We start from the raw sequence: 19,473 nt of genomic DNA on the forward strand, positions 1-19,473 counted from the left end.
CCGCGCACCGCTCCACACAGCGCAAGGGCCGCACACCACCCGGTGTGCGGCCCTTGCGCGTATGCGATTCGTCCTTACAGCGCGACCGTTGGCCCTTCGGGACAGGGTTGCGTCGGCCGAAGTCAGTCCTCGACCGGGTCCAACACCTCAAATCCCAATTGCTCGGCAACCTGCGACATGTTCCGATCGTGACTGACGATGACGAGATCGTCCAGACCGGAATGCAGGGCCGAAGCCAGATGGATGGCGTCCAGTGTCTTCACGTGCGGCACGATCGCTTCCGCCGCAGTGAGCGTTCCGTGATCCACCGGAATCGTCGCGAGGCGGTCGATGATTTCGCCCCGCCGCTCCAACGAAAGCCCCTCCCTCCGGAGCAATCTGGTCAACTCCGTGCGTAGGAGTCGAGACGACACCAGGTATTCCCCGTCGCTGACAGCCTGAGCGAACCAGTCCACGGCCGATGGCGAATGGCCGAGCAGAATCCTCCCGGCTACGGAGGTGTCCAGATAGAACTGGCTCACCACTCGCCCTTCATGTCCTGCAGCAGCTCATCGATCGAGCCAGCTGTATTCAACGCATGGCGAGCAAACACCGAAGTGTCCACCGGGCCTGTCGTCTTCGCTGGAATGATGCGTGCCGCGTTCCGCTCCGGCACGATTCTGCCCACTTGCCGGCCGTGAATGGTGAGCGCGTAGGTTTCTCCGGCTTCGACGTCGTGGAGCATCTTCGAGGGGTTCTGACGCAGCTCCCGGGCACTGATCGTCTTCATGACCTCAGCATACGCAGGTTGATCTACTTTGATCTACATTCACCGAATGACTGTCAGGAGTGCGTGCACTCAGTCCTCGGTCTCGTCGCGGATGCGCTCGGCCTCCTCGACGCGTTCCTTCTGTTCTTCGTCCATCTTGCGGGTGTCCCGGGGTTCGGCGAACGGTTCGACGTCGGGCGGCATACCGGCCTGCACCTCCCGCTCCCGTTGCGTCTCGGCGTCGAACTCCAGGCCCAGCAGGATCGCGATGTTGGTGATCCACAGCCACACCAGGAAGATGATGACGGTGGCGAGCGACCCGTAGGTCTTGTTGTAGGAGCCGGAGAACGAGACGTACAACGCGAACAGCCCCGAAGCGATCAGCCACAACACCACGGCAAGGACGCCGCCGAGGGTGATCCAGCGGAACTTCGGCTGCTTGACGTTCGGCGTCACGCGATACAGCAGCGCGAAGAGCAACGCGACCACGATGAGCAGGATCGGCCACTTCACGATCCGCCACACCAGCAGCAGCGAGTCACCGATGCCGAACGCGCTGCCGACCTGGCTGGCGATCGGGCCGCTGACCACGATGATCACCACGCAGATCAGCAGCATGATCACCACGGCGACCGTGGTCAGCACCCGCACCGGGATGGTGCGCCAGATGGGCCGGCCCTCGCCGATCTCGTAGACCGAGTTGGCGGCGCGCATGAAGGCGGCGACATACCCCGATGCCGACCAGAGGGCGATCACCAGACCGACGATCGCGCCGATCCCGGCGGCGCCGGCGCGTCCCTGCACCTGGGTGATGACCGTCTGCAGGAATGTGGAGACGCCGCCCGGCGCCAGCTGGCGCACGTTGTTGAGCACTTGGTCGGTGGTCGACTTGCCCAGCAGGCCCATGATCGAGACCAGCACCAGCAGCCCGGGGAAGATGGCCAGGATCCCGTAGTAGGTCAGCGCCGCTGCGTGGTCGGTGACGTTGTCGTGTTTGAACTGCTGGAGCGCGCGCTTGAGGATCGTCAGCCAACCCGCTTTGGGTATGTCGGCCGGTGTCTGCGGCTTCTGTGCCTCATCGTCGCCATCGGCTCGTGTCGAGGTCATCGCTTCTCTCCGTCGGGGTCGCAGGGTCACCCCGCGGTACCCGATGGTGAAGTCGATCAATCGCCGTCCACGCTGGTCGAGTAGCGCCCGAGCCCAACCACACGGCTGGCCGAGTAGGCCGAGCCCACACGCACGCTGGTCGAGTAGGCCGAGCCCACACGCACGGCTGGGCCGAGTAGCCCGAGCCCACACGCACGCTGGCCGAGTAGCCCGACCCCCCACGCACGCTGGTCGAGTAGGCCGAGCCGCTAGGCGAGGCCGTATCGAGACCATCCCCCAAACGTGGCATAATCGTGGCATGCCCCGCTCTCGCATCAGCACGACAGTCGACAGCGACCTGCTCGCTGCCGCTCGCGCGTCGGTCGCACCCGCAGCCGATGCGGCCTTGATGGACGCAGCGCTGCGTGCGCTCCTCGCCGGCAAACGGAGGGCTGAGATCGATGCTGCATACGATCTCGCATACTCATCGCATCCGGTGGATGAGCCCGACGCATGGGGGGATCTGGCGAGCTTCCGCGCGGCCGCGAGCAAGTCGTGAGCTGGCCCGCGAGAGGTGAGGTCTGGTGGTGCGAACTTCCGGAAGTGTCTCGACGCCCCGTCGTGGTCCTGTCGCGCGACGCGGCGATTCCCCGCCACCGACGGGCCCTCGTTGCTCCGTGCACCACGACAATCCGCGGATTGGCCAGCGAGGTTGTTCTCGAACCCGGCGAAGACCCCGTCCCGAAGCAGTCGGCAGTCAACCTCGACTCGGTGGAGAGCGTGTCGGTCGCCGCACTCACCGAGCGGCTCGGCAGGCTGGCGGACACGCGGATGCGGCTGATCTGCGCTGCACTTGCCGTCGCGGTCGACTGCGACGTCTGAGCACCCTTCAAACCTGCACGGAGGACACGTTGTACTTCACGGATCGAGGCATCGAAGAACTCGCCGCCCGGCGCGGTGACGAAGAGGTCACCCTGGGCTGGCTGTCGGACCAGTTGCGCACGTTCGTCGATCTGCACCCCGACTTCGAGACGCCGGTCGAACGACTCGCTACCTGGCTGGCCCGGCTGGACGACGACGAGGACGACTGACGGGCCCGACGAAGTCCAAACGCGTTCCTGAGCGACTCGCGACCACGCCCTTCCGGACTGCAGCGACGCCATGCGCGACAATGTCCGACGTGACGACTCACCACGACGGCAGCGACCCCGAGTTCAGCCCCACCGCACGCTTTCACGTGACCGAAGGTGACCGTCACGTCGGACTGTGCTTCGTCGGCGACTCCTTCGTGGCCGGCCTGGGCGATCCGAAGGCTCTCGGCTGGGTGTCCCGGGTGGTCGCCCGCACGCCGCACGCCGGCATCGACCTGGCCAGTTACAACCTCGGCATCCGCGGTCAGAGCTCGACCGACGTCCTGGCCCGGTGGCAGAGCGAGTGCGAGCCGCGCTGGGCGAGGGCCAACGAGCGGCGCCTGGTGGTCAGCGTCGGCCTCAACGACATCGCCCAGGGGCTGACCACCGCCCGCTCACGGCTCAACCTGGCCAACATCCTGGACGATGCGTCGTCCGGCGCCATCTCGACGTATGTCGTGGGCCCCTCCCCGACCATCGACGCGGAGACCAACGACCGGCTGCAGACGCTGGTCGACGCACAAGCCGACGTCTGCTCGCGCCGGGGTGTCACCTATGTCGACTGCTTCCGTCCCCTGCTCGGCCACGACCAGTGGCACGCCGACCTTGCCTCCGGCGACGGCATGCACCCCGGCCAGGCCGGCTACGGCCTCATCGCCTGGCTGGTGCTGCACGCCGGCTGGCAGGGCTGGCTGCAGCTGGACAGCTGAGGGGCGTCAGCTCTTCGACCAGTCGCCGGTCACCCCGCCGGTCCAGGTATTGTGCGCGGCGACCAGCCAGCCGTTGTCGCCGGCAAAGGTTAGGTCGGTCGCCGTGCTGGCACCCTGCACGCAGGTGATCGGCTGAGCGGATCCCTTGGCGACCGTGACCAGTTGGACGCCGTCACAACCCTTCGCGGTGCGCGCCACCACCAGCGTGTTGCCGCCGGTGGTGGCGATGCTCAGCGCGTCGGCCGACTGGTAGATCGTCTTCGGCGAGCCGCTCGTGGGGATCGCGCGCACCTCGCCGGTGGAGCACAGCACGTCGGCGGTGTCGCCGGCCACGGCGAGGTCGATGACCCAGCCCCGGTCGCATGCCTGTCGCGTGCTGCTGCCGTGGAGCACTTTGGCGCTGCGCGCGCCGGCCGGCAGCCAGGACGCGGAGCTGGACGTCGACCAGGTGTCGCCGGTCAGCAACCAGACGGCATGCGAGCAGTCGCCGCTCGTCTGCCCGCTCAGTTGCAGCCGGCCGCTGCCGCTGAGACTGATGCTCTGCATCGCCCCGGCCGGTGCCGCAGCCTTGGTCGTCCAGGTGCGGCCGCCGTCCTGGGTCTGTTGCACGGTCACCGACGAATTGGCGCTGCACTCGCCGGAGTTCACCGCACGCCAGGCGCGCTGCCCATTGGCGGCGATCACCGACACAGCCAGTGGGTCGACCGCGTCGACCTTCATGGACGCCGAAGCTGATCCGGCAGGCGACGCCCCGGTCGGCGTTCCGGTGGCCGGCGTGGTCATGGTGTCGTTGCTGGTGCTGGGGCTGGGCGTCAGCGACGCTGTGGCCGCTGACGCGGTCGCCGCCGGCACCTGGAAGTGCTGATGGACCGCGGCGAATGCACCGGCGTTGACCAGCACGAGCGCGCCGATCGCTCCGCCGACGAGCGACATCTTCATCCGCTGATCTCCCGACTCCGGTGCTTGAGTGACACATGAGGTGAATAGCAATCCGAGGTGAAATATGCAAGTGACTCGCTAGTAAGTGTGCTAAGGCGGTACGCTCCTCGACGGCTGCCTGTGATTTGCGGCCACTTCTGGGACGGAATGTACCTGGCTTTGCCACCGGGGGAAGGATCTCATGGACCTGCGCAGTTATCTTCGGATCCTTCGGAAGCGCTGGAAGACCGTCGCCGTCACCACTCTGGTCGTGCTCTTGCTCGCGCAGGCCTACAGCCTGTTGGCGCCGAAGCAGTATTCGTCCAGTCTGCAGTTCTTCGTCTCGACGTCCGACTCCAGTGATCCGGCACAGCTCGCCCAGAGCAGCACGTTCAGCCAGGCGCGTGTCACGTCTTACACGCAGCTGGTCAATGCGCCCGTGGTGCTCAACCCGGTGATCAAGCAGTTGCACCTGCCGGGCACAGCGAGCGACTGGGCAGGCAAGGTCACCGCGACGGTTCCGCCCAACACGGTGCTGATCGACGTCACGGTCACGGACCGCAGCCCGCACCAAGCGCAGCAGATCGCCGCCGCGATCGGCCAGCAGTTCCCGAAGACCGCGCAGAACCTCGAGCGGGTCTCCGCCGACAAGACCAGCCCGGTCAAGGTCACCGTCACCAAGAATGCGGTCATCAACCGTTCCCCGGTCAGCCCGAAGCCGACGCGCAACCTGGCGTTGGGCCTCATCCTGGGTCTGCTGCTCGGCTTCGGCCTGGCCGTGCTGCGGCACACGCTGGACAGCAAGGTGCGCACCAAGGAGGACGTCGAGGAGCTCTCCGAGGACCTGACCATCATCGGCGCCATTCCGTTCGACGGCGACGCGCCCAAACATCCCCTCTTGGTGCAGACCGACCCGCACTCCTCGCGCGCCGAGGCCTTCCGCACACTGCGCACCAACCTGCGCTTCGTTGATGCCGCCAACCACCCCCGCACCATCGTGATGACCTCCTCGCTGGCCGGTGAGGGCAAGACGACGACGACGGCCAACCTGGCCCTGGTGATCGCTGACACCGGCGCCAGCGTCTGCCTCGTCGAGGGCGACCTGCGCCGCCCACGGTTACTGGACTACCTGGGCATGGAGGGCGGCGTCGGCCTCACCGACGTGCTCATCGACCAGGCCGAGCTGTCCGACGTGCTCCAGCCCTTTGGCAAGCGCCGGCTCGCGGTGCTCGGTGCCGGCGCGCTGCCGCCGAACCCGAGTGAGCTGATCAGCTCGGCGCCGATGCGCGCCACTCTGGAGAAGCTGAACGACCAGTTCGACTACGTGCTGATCGACGCACCTCCCCTGCTGCCGGTGACGGACGCGGCCCTGCTGAGCACGATCGCGGACGGCGCGGTCCTCGTGGTTGGAAGCGGTTTGGTGACACGCGATCAGGTGAGCACAGCCCTCGAGTCGCTCGACACCGTCGACGCACAGCTGCTCGGAGTGACGATCAACCGCGTCCCACGCGGCAACCGCGTCGCCGGTTACTACGACTACTCCTATGGCTACGCGCCGCGCACCGACGTGCCGACCCGCATCGAGCCCGCCAACCCTGGGCACACTGATTCCGAGCCGGTTGACGCAACCGTCGGGGAAAGGGGTCGGCATGCCCGACTCCGCACCCGCTGAAGAGGCACTGCAGCCGCCGATGTCGTTGAGCGGTTCAGCACGTGAGCGAGCGGTGCAAAGCGTCTGGGCAGGAGTCGACGCACTGCTCGTCGTGGCCGCTACCTTCTTCGCGACCTGGATGCGCTACGACTTCGACGTCAGTGACCTCGGCAACTGGTCAGTGCTCAAGTTCGCCGTCGTGGCCGCCGCGATATACCTGATCATCGGAATCCTCGTCGGCCCCTACCGCATCGACCACGTCCGCGGCTCTTTCGAGGAGACCGTCGCGATCGGCTATTCGATCGTGCTGACCGCGGCTGCGCTCATCCTGCTTGCCCTGCTCTCGCCCTGGTTCCCGCACGTCCCCCGCAGCCTCGCGCTGATGGTGCCGGCGTTCGCGCTGATCGGCATGTTCACGCTCCGTTTCGTGGTGCGCTCCTACCGTTGGGGGCGCACCGCCACCGCCGACGACGTCGAGAAGGTCGTCATCTTCGGCGCCGGCGACGGCGGCCGCCGCCTGGTGCGCGCGATGCAGCGCGACAACGATTCGCATTACGCCCCGATCGCGATCCTCGACGACGACCCACGCAAGCGGCGCCTGAAGATCGACGGCGTTCCGGTCAAAGGCACCCGCGCCGACCTGGCTGCTGTCGCTGCAGCCAGCGGCGCGACCTCCCTGGTGATCGCCTCGCCCTCGGCAGACGCGGGGCTGGTGCGGACGCTGCGCGAAGACGCCCGGCGTGCCGACATGGGGGTCCTGATCCTCCCGACCGTCAACGAACTGCTCGGCCAGAAGCCGCAACACCAGGACCTGCGTCGCCTCAACCTGGAGGACCTGCTTGGCCGGCGTCCGGTCAGCCTCGACGAGACTGCCATTGCCGAGTCCATCTCGGGGAAGACCGTCCTGGTGACCGGGGCCGGCGGCTCCATCGGCTCCGAGCTGGCCCGTCAGATCGCACGCTTCGGGCCCGAGCGGCTGATCCTGTTGGACCGTGACGAGTCGGCGCTGCATGCCGCGCAGATGAGCCTGACCGGTCGCGCTTTGCTGGACGACGGCACACTTGCGCTGGTCGACATCCAGGATCTCGAGGCGCTGCGCCGGGTCTTCGCCCAGGAGCAGCCCGACATGGTCTTCCACGCCGCTGCCCTCAAGCACCTGACACTGCTGGAGCAGTTTCCGCTCGAAGCATGGAAGACCAACGTCCTTGGCACCCTCAACGTGCTGCAGGCGGCGCACGAAGCCGGCGTCGAGACGCTCGTCAACGTCTCCACCGACAAGGCGGCCCATCCCACCTGCGTGCTCGGCTACAGCAAGCGCCTCGCCGAGCGCCTCACCGCGAGCTTTGCGGAGCGCAGCGACGGCACCTACGTCAGCGTGCGGTTCGGCAATGTGCTCGGCTCACGCGGATCCGTCGTCACCGCGTTCACCGCACAGATCGAGCGTGGTGGACCGATCACGGTGACCCATCCGGAGGTTGAGCGCTATTTCATGCTCATCCCCGAGGCCAGCCAGCTGGTGCTGCAAGCCGCCGCCATCGGCGGCGACGGCCAGGTGATGGTGCTGGAGATGGGTAGCCCGGTGAAGATCGTCGACGTCGCGCGAACCCTCATCGATCTGTCCGGCAAGAAGGACGTCGACATCGTTTACACCGGCCTGCGCCCTGGCGAGAAGCTCTCCGAGGAGCTCTTCACACCCGGAGAAGACATTCACGCCTCCAGTCACCCGCTCATTGATTACGTCGGTGTGCCCTCGTTGAATCCATCGGTCGTGCTTTCGAGTGACCCCATGGACGGCGCCGGTGCCCTTTACCGGATGCGGACCGAGGCCACGCGCCGCCACCTCCATGCAAGGGAGGAGGCATGACACGGATCCACATGTCGCGAGCGGACGTGACCGAGGTCGAGGAGCGCCTGGTGCTGGAGGCGCTACGCTCCGGCTGGGTCGCACCGCTCGGACCGATGGTCGATCGCTTCGAACATGAGGTCGCCGAACGTGTCGGTGTGCATAGTGCGGTGGCGCTGTCCTCGGGAACGGCCGCCCTGCACCTCGCCCTACTGCACCACGGCGCCGGCCCGGGCAAGGTCGTCGTCGTTCCGTCCATGACCTTCGCGGCGACCGCGAACGCTGTCCTCTACACCGGAGCCGACCCGGTCTTCGTCGACTCGCAACACTCCGACGCCAACCTCGACGTCGACCTCACTCTCGAGGCCGTCGATGACCTGATCAGCGAGGGACGGGACATCGCGTGCGTTTTGTCGGTGGACCTGTTCGGTCGGGCCGTCGATTACGCCCGGCTCGAGCCAGAGCTAGCCGCCCGCGGAGTACAGCTCGTGGAGGATGCTGCCGAGGCGCTTGGTGCGTTGCACCAGGGGCGGCCGGCCGGATCCATCGGGTCGGTGGCGGCGCTCTCCTTCAACGGCAACAAGATCATGACGACATCCGGCGGCGGAATGCTGCTCAGCGACGACACCGACCTGATCGAGCGCGCCCGCTACCTGTCGACGCAAGCACGCCAGCCGGCCCCGTGGTATGAGCACACGGAGATGGGCTTCAACTACCGGATGTCCAATGTGCTTGCGGCCATCGGCGTTGGTCAGCTCAGCCGACTCGACCAGATGATCTCGCGACGACGCGCTCACCGGCAGCTGTATGTCGACCAACTGGGCAATCGACCCGGCATTCGATTTCTGGGCCGTGACCACGACGGCGACGACGCGGCCGACAACTGTTGGTTGACCTGCATGGTTCTCGACCCCACGGTCCACACTGCCCGCGCGGCCGACCTGATCGAAAGTCTCGCCGCGGACGGCATCGAAGCCCGGCGGTTGTGGAAACCCATGCATCTGCAGCCGCTCTATGCGAAGTCCGTCATGTATGGCGGCTCGGTCTCCGAACGTCTCTTCGAGGAAGGTGTCACATTGCCCAGCGGCTCAGAGCTCACCGCTCCCCAGATAGAACGAGTCATCGCCAGTGTCATCGCTGCCCTCGAACTCGCACCCAACGCAGCATGAGCACCACCGAGAGCCTTGCTGGTGCGACCGTCGCCATCACGGGTGGCACCGGATCGTTCGGTTCCACGATGGTGCGGCATCTGCTGAAGGAAGACGTCGCCGCCGTCCACGTCGTCAGTCGCGACGAGGCGAAGCAGGACGAGCTACGCAAGACCGTTGCGGACTCTCGACTGCGCCTCTTTCTCGGTGACATCCGTGATTACGACTCCGTCGCCGAGTCGTGCGTCGGCGCCGATTTCGCCTTCCACGCGGCTGCCCTGAAGCAGGTGCCGTCCTGTGAGTTCTTCCCCGAGCAGGCGGTCAAGACGAATGTGGAGGGCAGTCGAAACGTCATCCGCGCAGCACATGCAGCCGGTGTCCGTTCCCTGGTCTGTCTGAGCACCGACAAGGCTGTCTACCCCGTCAATGCAATGGGCATGACCAAGGCGCTGATGGAGAAGTCAGCCCAGGCCTGGGCACGCAACCACCCTGAGAGCGGCACGGTCGTGTCGACGACTCGCTACGGCAATGTGATGTACTCACGCGGCTCGGTGATCCCGCTCTTCGTCTCCCAGCTGAAGGAACGGCGGCCGGTCACTGTCACTGAGGGATCGATGACCCGCTTCCTGATGTCCCTCGACGAGTCGGTCGACTTGGTGTTGCACGCGTTCTTCAACGCACAACCGGGTGACCTCTTCGTCCGCAAGGCACCGGCCTCCACCGTTGAGGTGCTGGCAAAAGCGGTCGCCAAGGTGCTCGGCTACGACGAGCCGGAAATCAGGGTGATTGGCACTCGGCACGGTGAGAAGCAGCACGAGACGCTGCTGAGCCAGGAGGAGAGGGCCAAGTCGATCGATCAGGGTGACTATTTCCGGGTCCCACTTGACGCCAGATCTCTGGAGTACGAGCTGTATGTCGACGAAGGCGACCGCGCCGCGGCAGCGGTCACCGACTACACGTCGTCCAACACAACCCAACTCGACGTTGACGCGGCCTGTGAGCTGCTGCTCCGACTCCCCGAGATCCAGCATTTGCGGAAGGGCAATCATTCATGAGGATCCTTCTCACCGGATCCGCCGGCTTCCTCGGTTGGCACACCCGCGTGCGGCTGCGCGCCGTCAGCGAGCACGAGGTGGTGTTGGCGACACGCGACAATTGGTCGCAGCTAGCCGAGCTTGCCAAGGACTGCGAGGCGATCATCCATGTCGCGGGTGTGAACCGTGGCACGCCGCACAAGGTGAACGACGGCAACGTGCAATTGGCTGAGGACATCTCCGCTGTGCTCCGGGACAGTCCGTCGGTAAAGCGCGTCGTCTACGCAAACTCCATTTGGGCCGGCACCGCCAGCCCGTACGGCGAGGGCAAGGCGAAGGCGAACAACGTGCTGGCCGAGGCGGCCGCTACGACCGGGGCGACCTACGTGGATGTCCGGTTGCCGAACATCTTCGGCGAAGGGGGCCGACCCGACTACAACTCGTTCGTAGCAACCTTCGTGCACAAGATTATCTCCGGGGAGACCCCCGAGGTCGTCGACCGCCCGATCCGGTTGTTGCACGTGCAGGGTGCCGCACAGTCTTTGGTCGACGGACTGACCACCGGGCTGCCGAACCTTGAGCCGCTGGGCTCCGAAACGACTGTGCAGACGGTGTGGGACACGCTCGTGTCAATGAAGCAGCTGTATGACGTGGGCGACATCCCTCCCCTGCTGCACGAACTCGACGTCGAACTCTTCAATACCCTCCGGTGGGCGATGTTTCCGCAGCATTACCCGATCAAGCTGACTCAGCATGCCGACAATCGCGGCGACCTCGTGGAGACGATGCGCGCCCACGGCGGGCAGGGACAGACCTTCGTCTCGACGACCCATCCAGGCATCACGCGCGGCGAGCACTTCCATCTGGAGAAGGTCGAGCGCTTCGTCGTCATCCGCGGGAAGGCACGCATCTCCCTGCGCAAGGTCTTCACCGACGAGGTGGTCAGCTTCGACGTGACGGGTGACGAACCGGCCATCGTCGACATGCCCACGATGTGGGTTCACAACATCACGAACACCGGGGAGGACGAACTGGTGACGCTCTTCTGGGCGCATGAACTCTTCGACCCCGAGGCACCGGACACGTTCTGGGAGCCGGTCGCGCAGGAGCAGCTCGTATGAAGGTCATGACGATCGTCGGGACCCGGCCGGAGATCATTCGACTGTCGCGGGTGATCACGCGGCTCGACGCCACCGTCGATCACGTCCTCGTGCATACCGGCCAGAACTACGACTACGAGTTGAACGGTGTCTTCTTCGCCGATCTCGGCCTGCGCAAACCGGATCACTTCCTCGAGGTACACACCTCCACTCTTGGACACGTGCTCGGTGAAACGCTGATCAGGTCGGAGCAGGTGATGCTCGAGGAACGGCCGGACGCGGTGCTCGTGCTCGGCGACACCAACATTTCCATCGCTGCGGTGATGGCCAAACGACTCCGGATTCCCGTCTATCACATGGAAGCCGGCAACCGCTGCTTCGACGAGAACGTGCCGGAGGAGACCAACCGGCGGCTGGTCGACCATGTCGCGGACTTCAATCTGGTCTACACCGAGCACGCCCGGCGCAACCAGCTGACCGAAGGCCTACACCCGCGTCGAATCCTCAAGACCGGCTCGCCGATGCGTGAAGTACTCGACGCCTACCGCGCACAGATCGACGCTTCGGACGTGCTTGCCCAACGCGGACTCAAGGAGGGGGAATACTTCCTTGTCTCCGCCCACCGCGAGGAAAACGTCGACTCCCCTGACCGCCTGCACGCGCTGCTGGACTGCCTGATCGCGGTCCAGACCACCTTCGACAAGCCCGTATTCGTGTCCACCCACCCACGCACTCGCAAACGCCTTGAGGCATTGCCGGGCTGGAATGTGCCCGAAGGCATCACTTTCAGCGAACCTCTCGGGTTCCACGACTACAATAAGCTCCAGCTCGACGCCGCCTGCTGCCTCTCCGACTCCGGCACGATCGCAGAGGAGAGTTCTATCCTCGGCTTCCCGGCCGTGACGCGGCGCGACTCAATCGAACGACCCGAGGCACTCGACACCGCGGCCATCATTATGACGGGACTGCATGCCGACGACATGGTTGCTGCCGTACGCGTCACCATGGACAGCGTCTACCAACGGGATGGGGTATCGGATATCACACCCGACGACTATCTCATCGAAGATTGCTCACGGCGAGCGGTGAACTTCATCCTATCCACTGCTCACCGGCATCATCAATGGTCCGGAATTCGCCCATGATTAATCAGCCGCCAGACCGGGCTGCGGCGGAGATCCTCTATCTATCCTCGGCTCCGTCGCCTTCCGAATTCAACCGAATTCGCAGGAGGCTTAAGCCAGATGCGCAGGAAGTTACATACGGCATGGCTGCCGCGAGCTTCCGTTTCCATAATCTGATCCTTCAGGGTCTCGCCGCAGGACCTGCACACATCGAGTCGCGTGTCGGCCGACCGGTTTCACCTAGGTTTCACGCCGGCCGGTTCTGGAAGCGCGCAGAGGAAACCCAAGACAACGGGGTCCATGTCGTCTCACCTGCCTTCGTCAATCGGCCACTGGTAAAACAACTCGGCCTCGCCGCCGCAATAATGCACGAAACAGTGCGATGGCGCTGGCGTACGCGCGGGACGGACTCGCGCACATTCTTCGTCGACTGCTCTTACGTCTCCGCCCTCCCTGGCGCGCTCCTAGCGCTGAGCGGGACCTCGGTTAACCGAATCGGTATCTTTGCCGACTTGTACTCCTACATGGCTGACGTCGCCGATGCGAGCAACCGTAGGTTGACTATGGTGCATAGGATCTGCCGCCGCATTACCTGGCGCTGCATCAACTCGCTCGACGGGTTTGTGGTGCTAACAGAGGCTCTGAACGGGAAGATCAACGCTGCGGGCAAGCCGCACATCGTCATGGAGGGGATCGCGGACTCTCAGCGTGCCATGGCCCCGGTTCTTCTCGAAAACCGAGACGAACAGCCAACGGTGCTATATGCCGGCGCCCTACGCAAAGAATACGGCCTTGAAGCGCTGGTCAAGGGATTCCGTGCGTACAATGACAGCGACGCACGGTTGGTGATCTACGGCCAAGGTGACTACGCCGGTGAGATACGCCGTCATGCCTCTGAAGATTCACGCATCGACTTCCGTGGTTCCGTCGACGTCGAACAAGTCATCGCAGCTGAAGAACGAGCCTGGTTACTGGTGAATCCACGACCTGCCGACCAGGAGTTCACGAAATTCTCGTTTCCGTCGAAAAACATGGAATACCTTGCTTCTGGAACCGCCGTCCTGACCACTCGCCTCCCAGGAATGCCCCCTGAATACTACGATTATGTACTAACCATCGATGGATCCAGCGCCGATCACATCACCGAAGCATTGAGTCGGTCACTGGGGCTGGGGCTGCTTTCGTTACACAAACGAGGGGCAGAAGGTCGCCGCTTTGTTCTCGACAAGAAGAACAACCTTTATCAGGCGGGTCGCATGCGCCAACTCGCGCTCGACGTCGAGCGTCATCAGTCGGGCGGTTAGCCTATGCTCACCTGGGCAATCCTACTTATCGGTTTCGTATTTGCCGTCCATCTTCTCGCGCTGCCATGCGATCCAAGAACATGGGGATTTTGTTCCGGCTTTCTGTTCCTCGCCGGACATTCGTCTCTACGAGCGAGTGAAACGGCGGCGATTGCGCTGCGCGCCGAAGGTTTGCTCGTCCTCATCCTGTTCGCCGCCACATATCGGTCGGACGACACTGTTCAACGATGTCGGGTGCCCCGCGACATAACCGGATTGGTGCTCCTCGGGGGGCTGCTATATGCAATGTCTAGCGTTCTTGACAACTTCGCAGTCTTAACGGTTATCACCGGGGTCGCATTCGTCGTCGGCGTTTCCGCGGTCGCAGCAATGTACCGCACCGGGCAAAGTCAGCGCTTTGTAGAAGGCATGACTGTCGCCATCCAAGCTTGTTTGATCATAGGCCTAGTCATGTACGTCGCAACACCCGGGCTCTCGATTGTGGGCGACCGGCTTCAGGGTTTTTTTGTCAGCGCCAATACACTAGGATTTTTCGCGGCGATCTGGCTACTACACGCGATTACGACCAAACCGCTTAATTATCGGTTACTCGTCCTCTCCGTACCTGCAGTTGCTTCGATCCTCCTCTGCGGCAGCCGGTCAAGTGCCGTTGCGATTAGCGCGGCGCTGATCGTGCTCGTGCTTCGAAGCGAACACGAGTCGAACACTCGTGCTCGAGCTCGAAAGCTCACCGCCACAGCGTTCACTGGCGTTTCCGCCATGCTTATCGAGGGCGGCCCGCTGGTCGCTGAATTGCTCCGGACGAACAACAGTCGCGCAAACACCACTGCCTACGCTCTCCACGGCGCGACGTGGCACGTCTTGGGTGGTGTTGGTTATGGGAAGGCGGCCGTCGAGGTTGCTTCCACACCCCTTCGATGGCTCGCCGAGGAGGGCCTCATAGCGATGGCGTTGTGCGTCCTCGCATATCTCATCATCATCAAAGTCGGATTCCGATCCGGATCACGCGTCGCGGCGTGCGCCACGTTCGGAGTCGTCAGTTCACTGTTGGAAGGTTGGTATTTTGCCGGTGTCTCCGCGCTCTTCGTCATGTACTGGGCTGTGGTCATGGCTGCGCACAGCGCGACCGCGGACCCTCTTCGTCCTCCCACTACCATCACCGCAGCGGACGCCGGTCATGAACGCCATAGCCCAGGAAAGCGACGACGTCGCGGTGTTGTACTTGGCTCGGCGAAGTAACGTGCACGGATGGGGTGACCTGGTTGTCTCTCACCCACACCGCTACGTTGACGATACACTCAGGGACGGATTGGTCGTGGCTGCTTATGGGCTCACCTCACGGTCACTCCGGGTCATTGCGCCGTTTGGCTACCGTGGCCCGACCCGGGTGGGTCTGCTTCTGGCCGCGCATCTACGGCGTACCAAAGTAACCACCCGTTCAGACTCAAACATCCAACAGGTCGAGCGTGACTCGACATTCGCTCGTCGAGTCCGACAGATGTTGATGCGCGCAGCCTTCCCACGGGCGACCCGGGTGTGGACGGTTGGCGAGAAAAACCAAGAGTACTGGAACAAGTACCTGCGACGTAAAAACACACGCCTCATCCCCTACAGCACACCGGAATTGCCGAATTCGACTGGCAGTCCACCCCAACCTCGTAGATCAGACCCCAACGCGATGAACTTCTTGTTCGTCGGCCGACTGGATCCTGTCAAGAATATCGAAACCGTAATTCTTGCCTTCCTTTCCATCGACGCCACGATATCTAAAGAATGGTCATTCACTATCGTCGGAGACGGGCCATCACGCGGTGCCCTTCAGGAATTGGCAGTCGGTGATCCGCGCATTCACTTCACAGGCGCTATCGCATACCCGGAGCTGGACCGTTACTACCTGCCTGCCGACGTTGTCCTCCTTCCGTCACTTGCAGAACCATGGGGGCTGGTCGTCAACGAAGGTCTAGCGTTCGGAAGCCGCGTGCTGATCAGCGATCAGGTTGGCGCTTCGGAGTTATTGGTTGGCCATCCCGAACGGGGCAGTGTGCTTCAAGCACGTGACGTTGGAGCTTGGCAGGAGGCAATGACTCAAAGCGTCGATTACCTCGATCGTGTGCCCGTCCCACCATACGACCCTACGCAGGACATGCTCGATGACCTCCGCGCTCTGGGCGGTGTTCGTTGACCTCACCGCGAGAGAGTCTCGGTGGAGGTGTGGTACGTGCCTCCCTGACGAGCGTCGGCGTGAAAAACTGGCCCGTGGATATCTCGTTGATCGAGACTTCCCGTTCGCGTTCAGCACTTCGCAGTGTTCTGGTGCAGAGCGCATGGAATGTCATGCCAACTCCTGAGTTCGTCACCGCCTTGGCTCCGTATCCTGCACGTATGAAGATGGTCGCCGCTGCTCGTCGAGCCGTAGCGCAACTCCAGATTCGGCGGGCGGCTGAGGTCGTAGTCCTGACGCACGCAATGAGTGAGCTCCTGGCCGCCTCAACCGGCCGAACTCCAATTGTGGCCGAAGCGACTGCCGGCTTGAGTGGTTGGAGTGATACTCGACTCGCCGCTCAACCCACCGATCCTGGCTACGCGCTCGTCGTTGGCACTCTCAGCTGGTTTAAGCAACCGCAATCAGCTGCGGCACTCGTTCGTTCTCGACGCCCAGACCTCAGGCGAATTGTGTTCGCCGGAGCTGACGACGGTTCCGGCTGCTGGCCAGCCACTCTTGCTCGCTGCAGGGAGCAAGGTATCGATGGACAGCGCGTCCAGGTCAGCCATGACGAGATGTATGGCCTCTACAGGGGCGCCAGCCTCTGTGTGTTACCGAGCTCGCTAGAGAGCCTCGGATTCGGGTTGGCCGAAGCCCTTTTGCATAGCGGCAACGTTCTTGCTAGTCCACTTCCTGCTCACAAAGAAGTAGCATCCAGAGTCGGCCGTGAGCCAGCCTGGATCGGAGACCCGACGCCAATAAGTACGAACCATCGGTCACCCATCATCGACGAGCCGACCGTGCGCAAGCAGTGGCAATCTGTTGCAAATGCACTGCATTTACTACCCTGAGCTCGCAGCGAGACGCCGGTTCAAGGACACAGCTAGGACCAGCATCATGATGACACTGGCAAGCTGGCCGAGTGCTGTTGCCCAACCAACTCCTACGGCCCCATGCGGCACCAGCAGCACAGTAAGAAGAACAGTCGCCATGGTTGAAAGAACCAATGCGCGACTGTATTCCTTCTGATGTCCTGCCGCCACCAAGCATTGGGTACCGATCAGGTTGCCAACGATACCTAGAAACGTCCACAGCATCAGGGGAACAAGAAGTGTGGAAGCGTCGGCGTAAGCGTCACCCAGCACGGTACGGGCGAACAGGTCGCGCCCCAGAATTGCAGCGAAACTGATTATCCCGAATACCGGCAGCAAAATTGTCGAGATTCGGATCACGAAATGGTTGCCTACAACCCGCGAAATCGCGTAGCGACGACAGGCCTGCGGATACAGCGCGGTCCATAGTGGTGCAAACAGCAATAGAGCGGTCGTGGCGAGGCGCAGTACGGCTGCATAGTCCCCAACCTCGCCAGCGTTGGCCCGCACTGTCAACACGGTGATGCCAACTCCATTGCAAATCGTACTCATGATGTTCGCCACGAAGAGCGGCCAGGCGGAACGCATAGCATCTCTCACGGCTACGAACGGAATTGATACTAGACGCAATCCCACGTCACGACGAGCCAGGAAAATCTGAGCAACTGAGCCAGCAACAATCGAGGCGCCATACAGCACGCAGTACAGGACGGCGTCCCTGGGTCGACGAATCACGAAGAACACGGCAACAAGGAGTGGGATCTTTGTGAAGATGGTTGCCAAAGCCGCGAGACGCAACCGTTGAGTTCCGAGAAAAAGCCAAGTCTGGTTGTAGGTGAGTCCAACCAACGCAAGCATCATGGCGAACAGCGCACTGCGAGCGTCTTGACTTGATAATGCGGCAAGGCCACCGAGCGCAACCACGGATGCGCCAAGCAGAAGCGTCCGTGCCCACGTGATACGAGTGAAGAGGTCCGAGAGTTCCTCAGGCGTCTTTCTCGCAGCCTCCCGAGCACCCCACATGTCGAATCCCCATGCGGTCACGATACTGAAGTAGGTGATGTAGTTCAGTGCAGAGGCGAAGGTGCCGTATCCGGTGCGCCCGAGCGTCCGCGTGAGATACGGCAGCAACAAGAGCGCCACGAGAAGGTTCGTGGCTTGAAGCATGTACGCCCAGAATCCGTTTACGGCCGCGGCACGGAACCGCGCAGGGACGAACCCCGCGAACCTGCTCTGGACCTCCACCGAGTCAGTCAAGCGCCTTGACCGGCCGTGCAGGGACACCGAGAACTAATGTGTCCTGGGCGACATCATCAACGATCAGCGCCCCAGCAGCTGCGACACTTCCAGCTCTCATGGTCGACCCACCCAATACCATTGTGCGGGCGCCAAGCCAGCAACCGTCGCCGATCTCGATAGAAGTAGCGGTGCCAAGTCCAGCCCGACGCGAATGATCGCCAATATCGTGGCTTCCTACGACCAGCATTACTTCGGGAGCGAGGTCACAATTCGACCCTATTCGAATGGGCGCACCATTTGCTGCGATTAGGTGCGTACCCGGTCCGATCCAGCTATTCGCGCCAATCTCTACATTACCATAGGGAATCCTCGCCGTCCCTGAGATGCGCACACCGCGACCGATACGCACGCCCCCCACCTTAAATAGTGCCGCGCGCAAACCGAAGCACCTAGTCTGCGGCAGGGTCATCGAGACGACGTTGGCTACCCAAAGGGCAGTTTGTCTCGCCGGGTGCGGTTGACCCTTCGCATTTCGCACCTTGGGGAAGAGCATCTTCAATGAGCCCTCTGCTGGGCTGCAAAAACAGACGTCCATGCTTCGAAATCGCGAGGTGGTATTTCTCGGTTCTGCTCAACGAGAGCTAGCGCAGACTCCAGTTTGGCGGAGTCCATGCTAGACGTATCGTTCCAACACACTCCGGTCTGCGGCGTAAAAGTATCTACCCGTCGCACGTGGTCATACTGGCCACGTACAGTCTTTCCATAGTTGCGCTGCTCAAAGTCATGGTTGACGACGATCGAGTTGGGGCGAGTGGCGGCGACGGCTGCGATGGTCTCCGACCGCTCGGGCACAGTCTGCGAGTCATCGATGAACACAACGTCGAACTCCGAGAGGTCGCTCGGGACACTCTCGCGAACACGATCGACCAATCGAAGCTCGCATCGCGGGTCGCTACCGACCGCTGTCTCCACTTCTTTGAGCCACACCGGGTCGTCCTCGTATGACACGAGCCGCTCCAGATGTGGAAAGAGTCGCCTATCCAGCCATGCTGGCGTGCTCAACACTCCGGAACCAAGCTCAAGAACCGAGGTCACGCGCTGCGACACACCCACGGCAGTGAGGATCGGCAGGTGCGTTGCGAAGGGGTCGTCGTGACGCCCGCGGATCCCCTTAAGCTTGCGGTAGGTTCTGGAGCGCACCTTGATGAAGGCAGGCCGAATGCTCATGTGATCTCCTTGATATGAGGCTGCTAGGTCAGACAGGCAACTCGGCTCCTATGACTCCACCGTCAAGCATCGTCGAGCCTGACCTCAGACGCCGAAACACCACTGGAAGGATACAGTGCTCCGCCGCCACAGCATT

Annotated in this window: 19 protein-coding genes; 13 read left to right on the top strand and 6 right to left on the bottom strand. The window is 63.0% G+C overall.

Going from position 1 to position 19,473, the window contains the following annotated elements; translation table 11 throughout:
- Positions 1 to 122 precede the first annotated feature (122 nt).
- From ACTHL4_RS05260 to ACTHL4_RS05270, 3 genes are all read right to left on the bottom strand, one after another.
- The gene (locus tag ACTHL4_RS05260; protein ID WP_440281687.1) at positions 123 to 521 is read right to left on the bottom strand and encodes a PIN domain-containing protein; all 399 of its coding nucleotides are present in this window, start codon (positions 519 to 521) and stop codon (positions 123 to 125) included.
- A complete protein-coding gene (locus ACTHL4_RS05265; protein WP_440281688.1) occupies positions 518 to 769 on the bottom strand; it encodes a type II toxin-antitoxin system Phd/YefM family antitoxin in 252 nt (83 codons plus the stop codon). The genes ACTHL4_RS05260 and ACTHL4_RS05265 overlap by 4 nt, the downstream gene beginning before the upstream one ends.
- A 69-nt stretch (positions 770 to 838) precedes the next feature.
- Positions 839 to 1,855 carry a YihY/virulence factor BrkB family protein gene (locus ACTHL4_RS05270; protein WP_440281689.1) on the bottom strand — a complete coding sequence of 339 codons (1,017 nt, stop codon included), beginning with the start codon at positions 1,853 to 1,855 and terminating at the stop codon, positions 839 to 841.
- Between the two features lie 298 nt (positions 1,856 to 2,153).
- On the opposite strand from ACTHL4_RS05270, the gene ACTHL4_RS05275 reads away from it, so the two are divergent.
- The 4 genes from ACTHL4_RS05275 to ACTHL4_RS05290 all read left to right on the top strand — a co-directional run bounded on the left by ACTHL4_RS05275 (position 2,154) and on the right by ACTHL4_RS05290 (position 3,674).
- Positions 2,154 to 2,393, top strand: coding sequence for an antitoxin MazE5 (locus tag ACTHL4_RS05275; protein WP_440281747.1), 240 nt, complete (start codon positions 2,154 to 2,156; stop codon positions 2,391 to 2,393).
- Positions 2,348 to 2,716 carry a type II toxin-antitoxin system PemK/MazF family toxin gene (locus tag ACTHL4_RS05280; RefSeq protein ID WP_440281690.1) on the top strand — a complete coding sequence of 123 codons (369 nt, stop codon included), beginning with the start codon at positions 2,348 to 2,350 and terminating at the stop codon, positions 2,714 to 2,716. Before ACTHL4_RS05275 ends, ACTHL4_RS05280 begins: the two co-directional genes overlap by 46 nt.
- Before the next feature lie 29 nt (positions 2,717 to 2,745).
- Positions 2,746 to 2,925, top strand: a complete 180-nt coding sequence (locus tag ACTHL4_RS05285) for a DUF6104 family protein (RefSeq protein WP_440281691.1) — start codon at positions 2,746 to 2,748, stop codon at positions 2,923 to 2,925.
- Positions 2,926 to 3,005: 80 nt separating this feature from the next.
- Entirely contained in the window at positions 3,006 to 3,674 is a 669-nt protein-coding gene (locus ACTHL4_RS05290; RefSeq protein WP_440281692.1) for a GDSL-type esterase/lipase family protein, read from the top strand.
- 6 nt (positions 3,675 to 3,680) lie between these two features.
- Here ACTHL4_RS05290 and ACTHL4_RS05295 read toward each other — a convergent pair whose 3' ends face one another.
- Entirely contained in the window at positions 3,681 to 4,613 is a 933-nt protein-coding gene (locus tag ACTHL4_RS05295) for a hypothetical protein (protein ID WP_440281693.1), read from the bottom strand.
- A gap of 181 nt (positions 4,614 to 4,794) precedes the next feature.
- On the opposite strand from ACTHL4_RS05295, the gene ACTHL4_RS05300 reads away from it, so the two are divergent.
- The 9 genes from ACTHL4_RS05300 (at position 4,795) to ACTHL4_RS05340 (ending at position 15,978) form a co-directional block, all read left to right on the top strand.
- Positions 4,795 to 6,264 carry a polysaccharide biosynthesis tyrosine autokinase gene (locus tag ACTHL4_RS05300; RefSeq protein ID WP_440281694.1) on the top strand — a complete coding sequence of 490 codons (1,470 nt, stop codon included), beginning with the start codon at positions 4,795 to 4,797 and terminating at the stop codon, positions 6,262 to 6,264.
- A complete protein-coding gene (locus tag ACTHL4_RS05305) occupies positions 6,242 to 8,107 on the top strand; it encodes a polysaccharide biosynthesis protein (RefSeq protein WP_440281695.1) in 1,866 nt (621 codons plus the stop codon). Before ACTHL4_RS05300 ends, ACTHL4_RS05305 begins: the two co-directional genes overlap by 23 nt.
- Complete coding sequence (locus ACTHL4_RS05310; protein WP_440281696.1) at positions 8,104 to 9,255, top strand: DegT/DnrJ/EryC1/StrS family aminotransferase; 1,152 nt, start codon at positions 8,104 to 8,106, stop codon at positions 9,253 to 9,255. The genes ACTHL4_RS05305 and ACTHL4_RS05310 overlap by 4 nt, the downstream gene beginning before the upstream one ends.
- Positions 9,252 to 10,289 (top strand): polysaccharide biosynthesis protein, encoded by a 1,038-nt coding sequence (locus ACTHL4_RS05315; RefSeq protein WP_440281697.1) that lies wholly within the window; start codon positions 9,252 to 9,254, stop codon positions 10,287 to 10,289. Before ACTHL4_RS05310 ends, ACTHL4_RS05315 begins: the two co-directional genes overlap by 4 nt.
- The gene (locus ACTHL4_RS05320; RefSeq protein ID WP_440281698.1) at positions 10,286 to 11,389 is read left to right on the top strand and encodes a polysaccharide biosynthesis C-terminal domain-containing protein; all 1,104 of its coding nucleotides are present in this window, start codon (positions 10,286 to 10,288) and stop codon (positions 11,387 to 11,389) included. The genes ACTHL4_RS05315 and ACTHL4_RS05320 overlap by 4 nt, the downstream gene beginning before the upstream one ends.
- The gene (gene wecB, locus ACTHL4_RS05325) at positions 11,386 to 12,513 is read left to right on the top strand and encodes a non-hydrolyzing UDP-N-acetylglucosamine 2-epimerase (RefSeq protein ID WP_440281699.1); all 1,128 of its coding nucleotides are present in this window, start codon (positions 11,386 to 11,388) and stop codon (positions 12,511 to 12,513) included. The genes ACTHL4_RS05320 and wecB overlap by 4 nt, the downstream gene beginning before the upstream one ends.
- On the top strand, positions 12,510 to 13,796 hold the full coding sequence (locus tag ACTHL4_RS05330) for a glycosyltransferase (protein WP_440281700.1): 1,287 nt from the start codon (positions 12,510 to 12,512) through the stop codon (positions 13,794 to 13,796). The genes wecB and ACTHL4_RS05330 overlap by 4 nt, the downstream gene beginning before the upstream one ends.
- A gap of 3 nt (positions 13,797 to 13,799) precedes the next feature.
- Positions 13,800 to 15,035, top strand: coding sequence for a hypothetical protein (locus tag ACTHL4_RS05335; protein ID WP_440281701.1), 1,236 nt, complete (start codon positions 13,800 to 13,802; stop codon positions 15,033 to 15,035).
- A gap of 148 nt (positions 15,036 to 15,183) precedes the next feature.
- Positions 15,184 to 15,978, top strand: a complete 795-nt coding sequence (locus ACTHL4_RS05340; RefSeq protein WP_440281702.1) for a glycosyltransferase family 4 protein — start codon at positions 15,184 to 15,186, stop codon at positions 15,976 to 15,978.
- An 863-nt stretch (positions 15,979 to 16,841) separates the two neighbouring features.
- Here the strand turns inward: ACTHL4_RS05340 and ACTHL4_RS05345 are convergent.
- Positions 16,842 to 18,155, bottom strand: a complete 1,314-nt coding sequence (locus ACTHL4_RS05345; protein WP_440281703.1) for an oligosaccharide flippase family protein — start codon at positions 18,153 to 18,155, stop codon at positions 16,842 to 16,844.
- 510 nt (positions 18,156 to 18,665) lie between these two features.
- Complete coding sequence (locus ACTHL4_RS05350; protein ID WP_440281704.1) at positions 18,666 to 19,337, bottom strand: hypothetical protein; 672 nt, start codon at positions 19,335 to 19,337, stop codon at positions 18,666 to 18,668.
- Positions 19,338 to 19,473: the final 136 nt, after the last annotated feature.

Source organism: Flexivirga sp. (assembly GCF_051955415.1).
Classification (GTDB): Bacteria; Actinomycetota; Actinomycetes; order Actinomycetales; family Dermatophilaceae; genus Flexivirga.

Bases quoted from the DNA above. Each gene is read 5' to 3' on its own strand.
- ACTHL4_RS05265 (WP_440281688.1), bottom strand. From the start codon at position 769: ATGAAGACGATCAGTGCCCGGGAGCTGCGTCAGAACCCCTCGAAGATG.
- ACTHL4_RS05270 (WP_440281689.1), bottom strand. From the start codon at position 1,855: ATGACCTCGACACGAGCCGATGGCGACGATGAGGCACAGAAGCCGCAG.
- ACTHL4_RS05275 (WP_440281747.1), top strand. From the start codon at position 2,154: ATGCCCCGCTCTCGCATCAGCACGACAGTCGACAGCGACCTGCTCGCT.
- ACTHL4_RS05280 (WP_440281690.1), top strand. From the start codon at position 2,348: ATGGGGGGATCTGGCGAGCTTCCGCGCGGCCGCGAGCAAGTCGTGAGC.
- ACTHL4_RS05290 (WP_440281692.1), top strand. From the start codon at position 3,006: ATGTCCGACGTGACGACTCACCACGACGGCAGCGACCCCGAGTTCAGC.
- ACTHL4_RS05295 (WP_440281693.1), bottom strand. From the start codon at position 4,613: ATGAAGATGTCGCTCGTCGGCGGAGCGATCGGCGCGCTCGTGCTGGTC.
- ACTHL4_RS05300 (WP_440281694.1), top strand. From the start codon at position 4,795: ATGGACCTGCGCAGTTATCTTCGGATCCTTCGGAAGCGCTGGAAGACC.
- ACTHL4_RS05305 (WP_440281695.1), top strand. From the start codon at position 6,242: ATGCCCGACTCCGCACCCGCTGAAGAGGCACTGCAGCCGCCGATGTCG.
- ACTHL4_RS05310 (WP_440281696.1), top strand. From the start codon at position 8,104: ATGACACGGATCCACATGTCGCGAGCGGACGTGACCGAGGTCGAGGAG.
- ACTHL4_RS05315 (WP_440281697.1), top strand. From the start codon at position 9,252: ATGAGCACCACCGAGAGCCTTGCTGGTGCGACCGTCGCCATCACGGGT.
- ACTHL4_RS05320 (WP_440281698.1), top strand. From the start codon at position 10,286: ATGAGGATCCTTCTCACCGGATCCGCCGGCTTCCTCGGTTGGCACACC.
- wecB (WP_440281699.1), top strand. From the start codon at position 11,386: ATGAAGGTCATGACGATCGTCGGGACCCGGCCGGAGATCATTCGACTG.
- ACTHL4_RS05330 (WP_440281700.1), top strand. From the start codon at position 12,510: ATGATTAATCAGCCGCCAGACCGGGCTGCGGCGGAGATCCTCTATCTA.
- ACTHL4_RS05335 (WP_440281701.1), top strand. From the start codon at position 13,800: ATGCTCACCTGGGCAATCCTACTTATCGGTTTCGTATTTGCCGTCCAT.
- ACTHL4_RS05350 (WP_440281704.1), bottom strand. From the start codon at position 19,337: ATGAGCATTCGGCCTGCCTTCATCAAGGTGCGCTCCAGAACCTACCGC.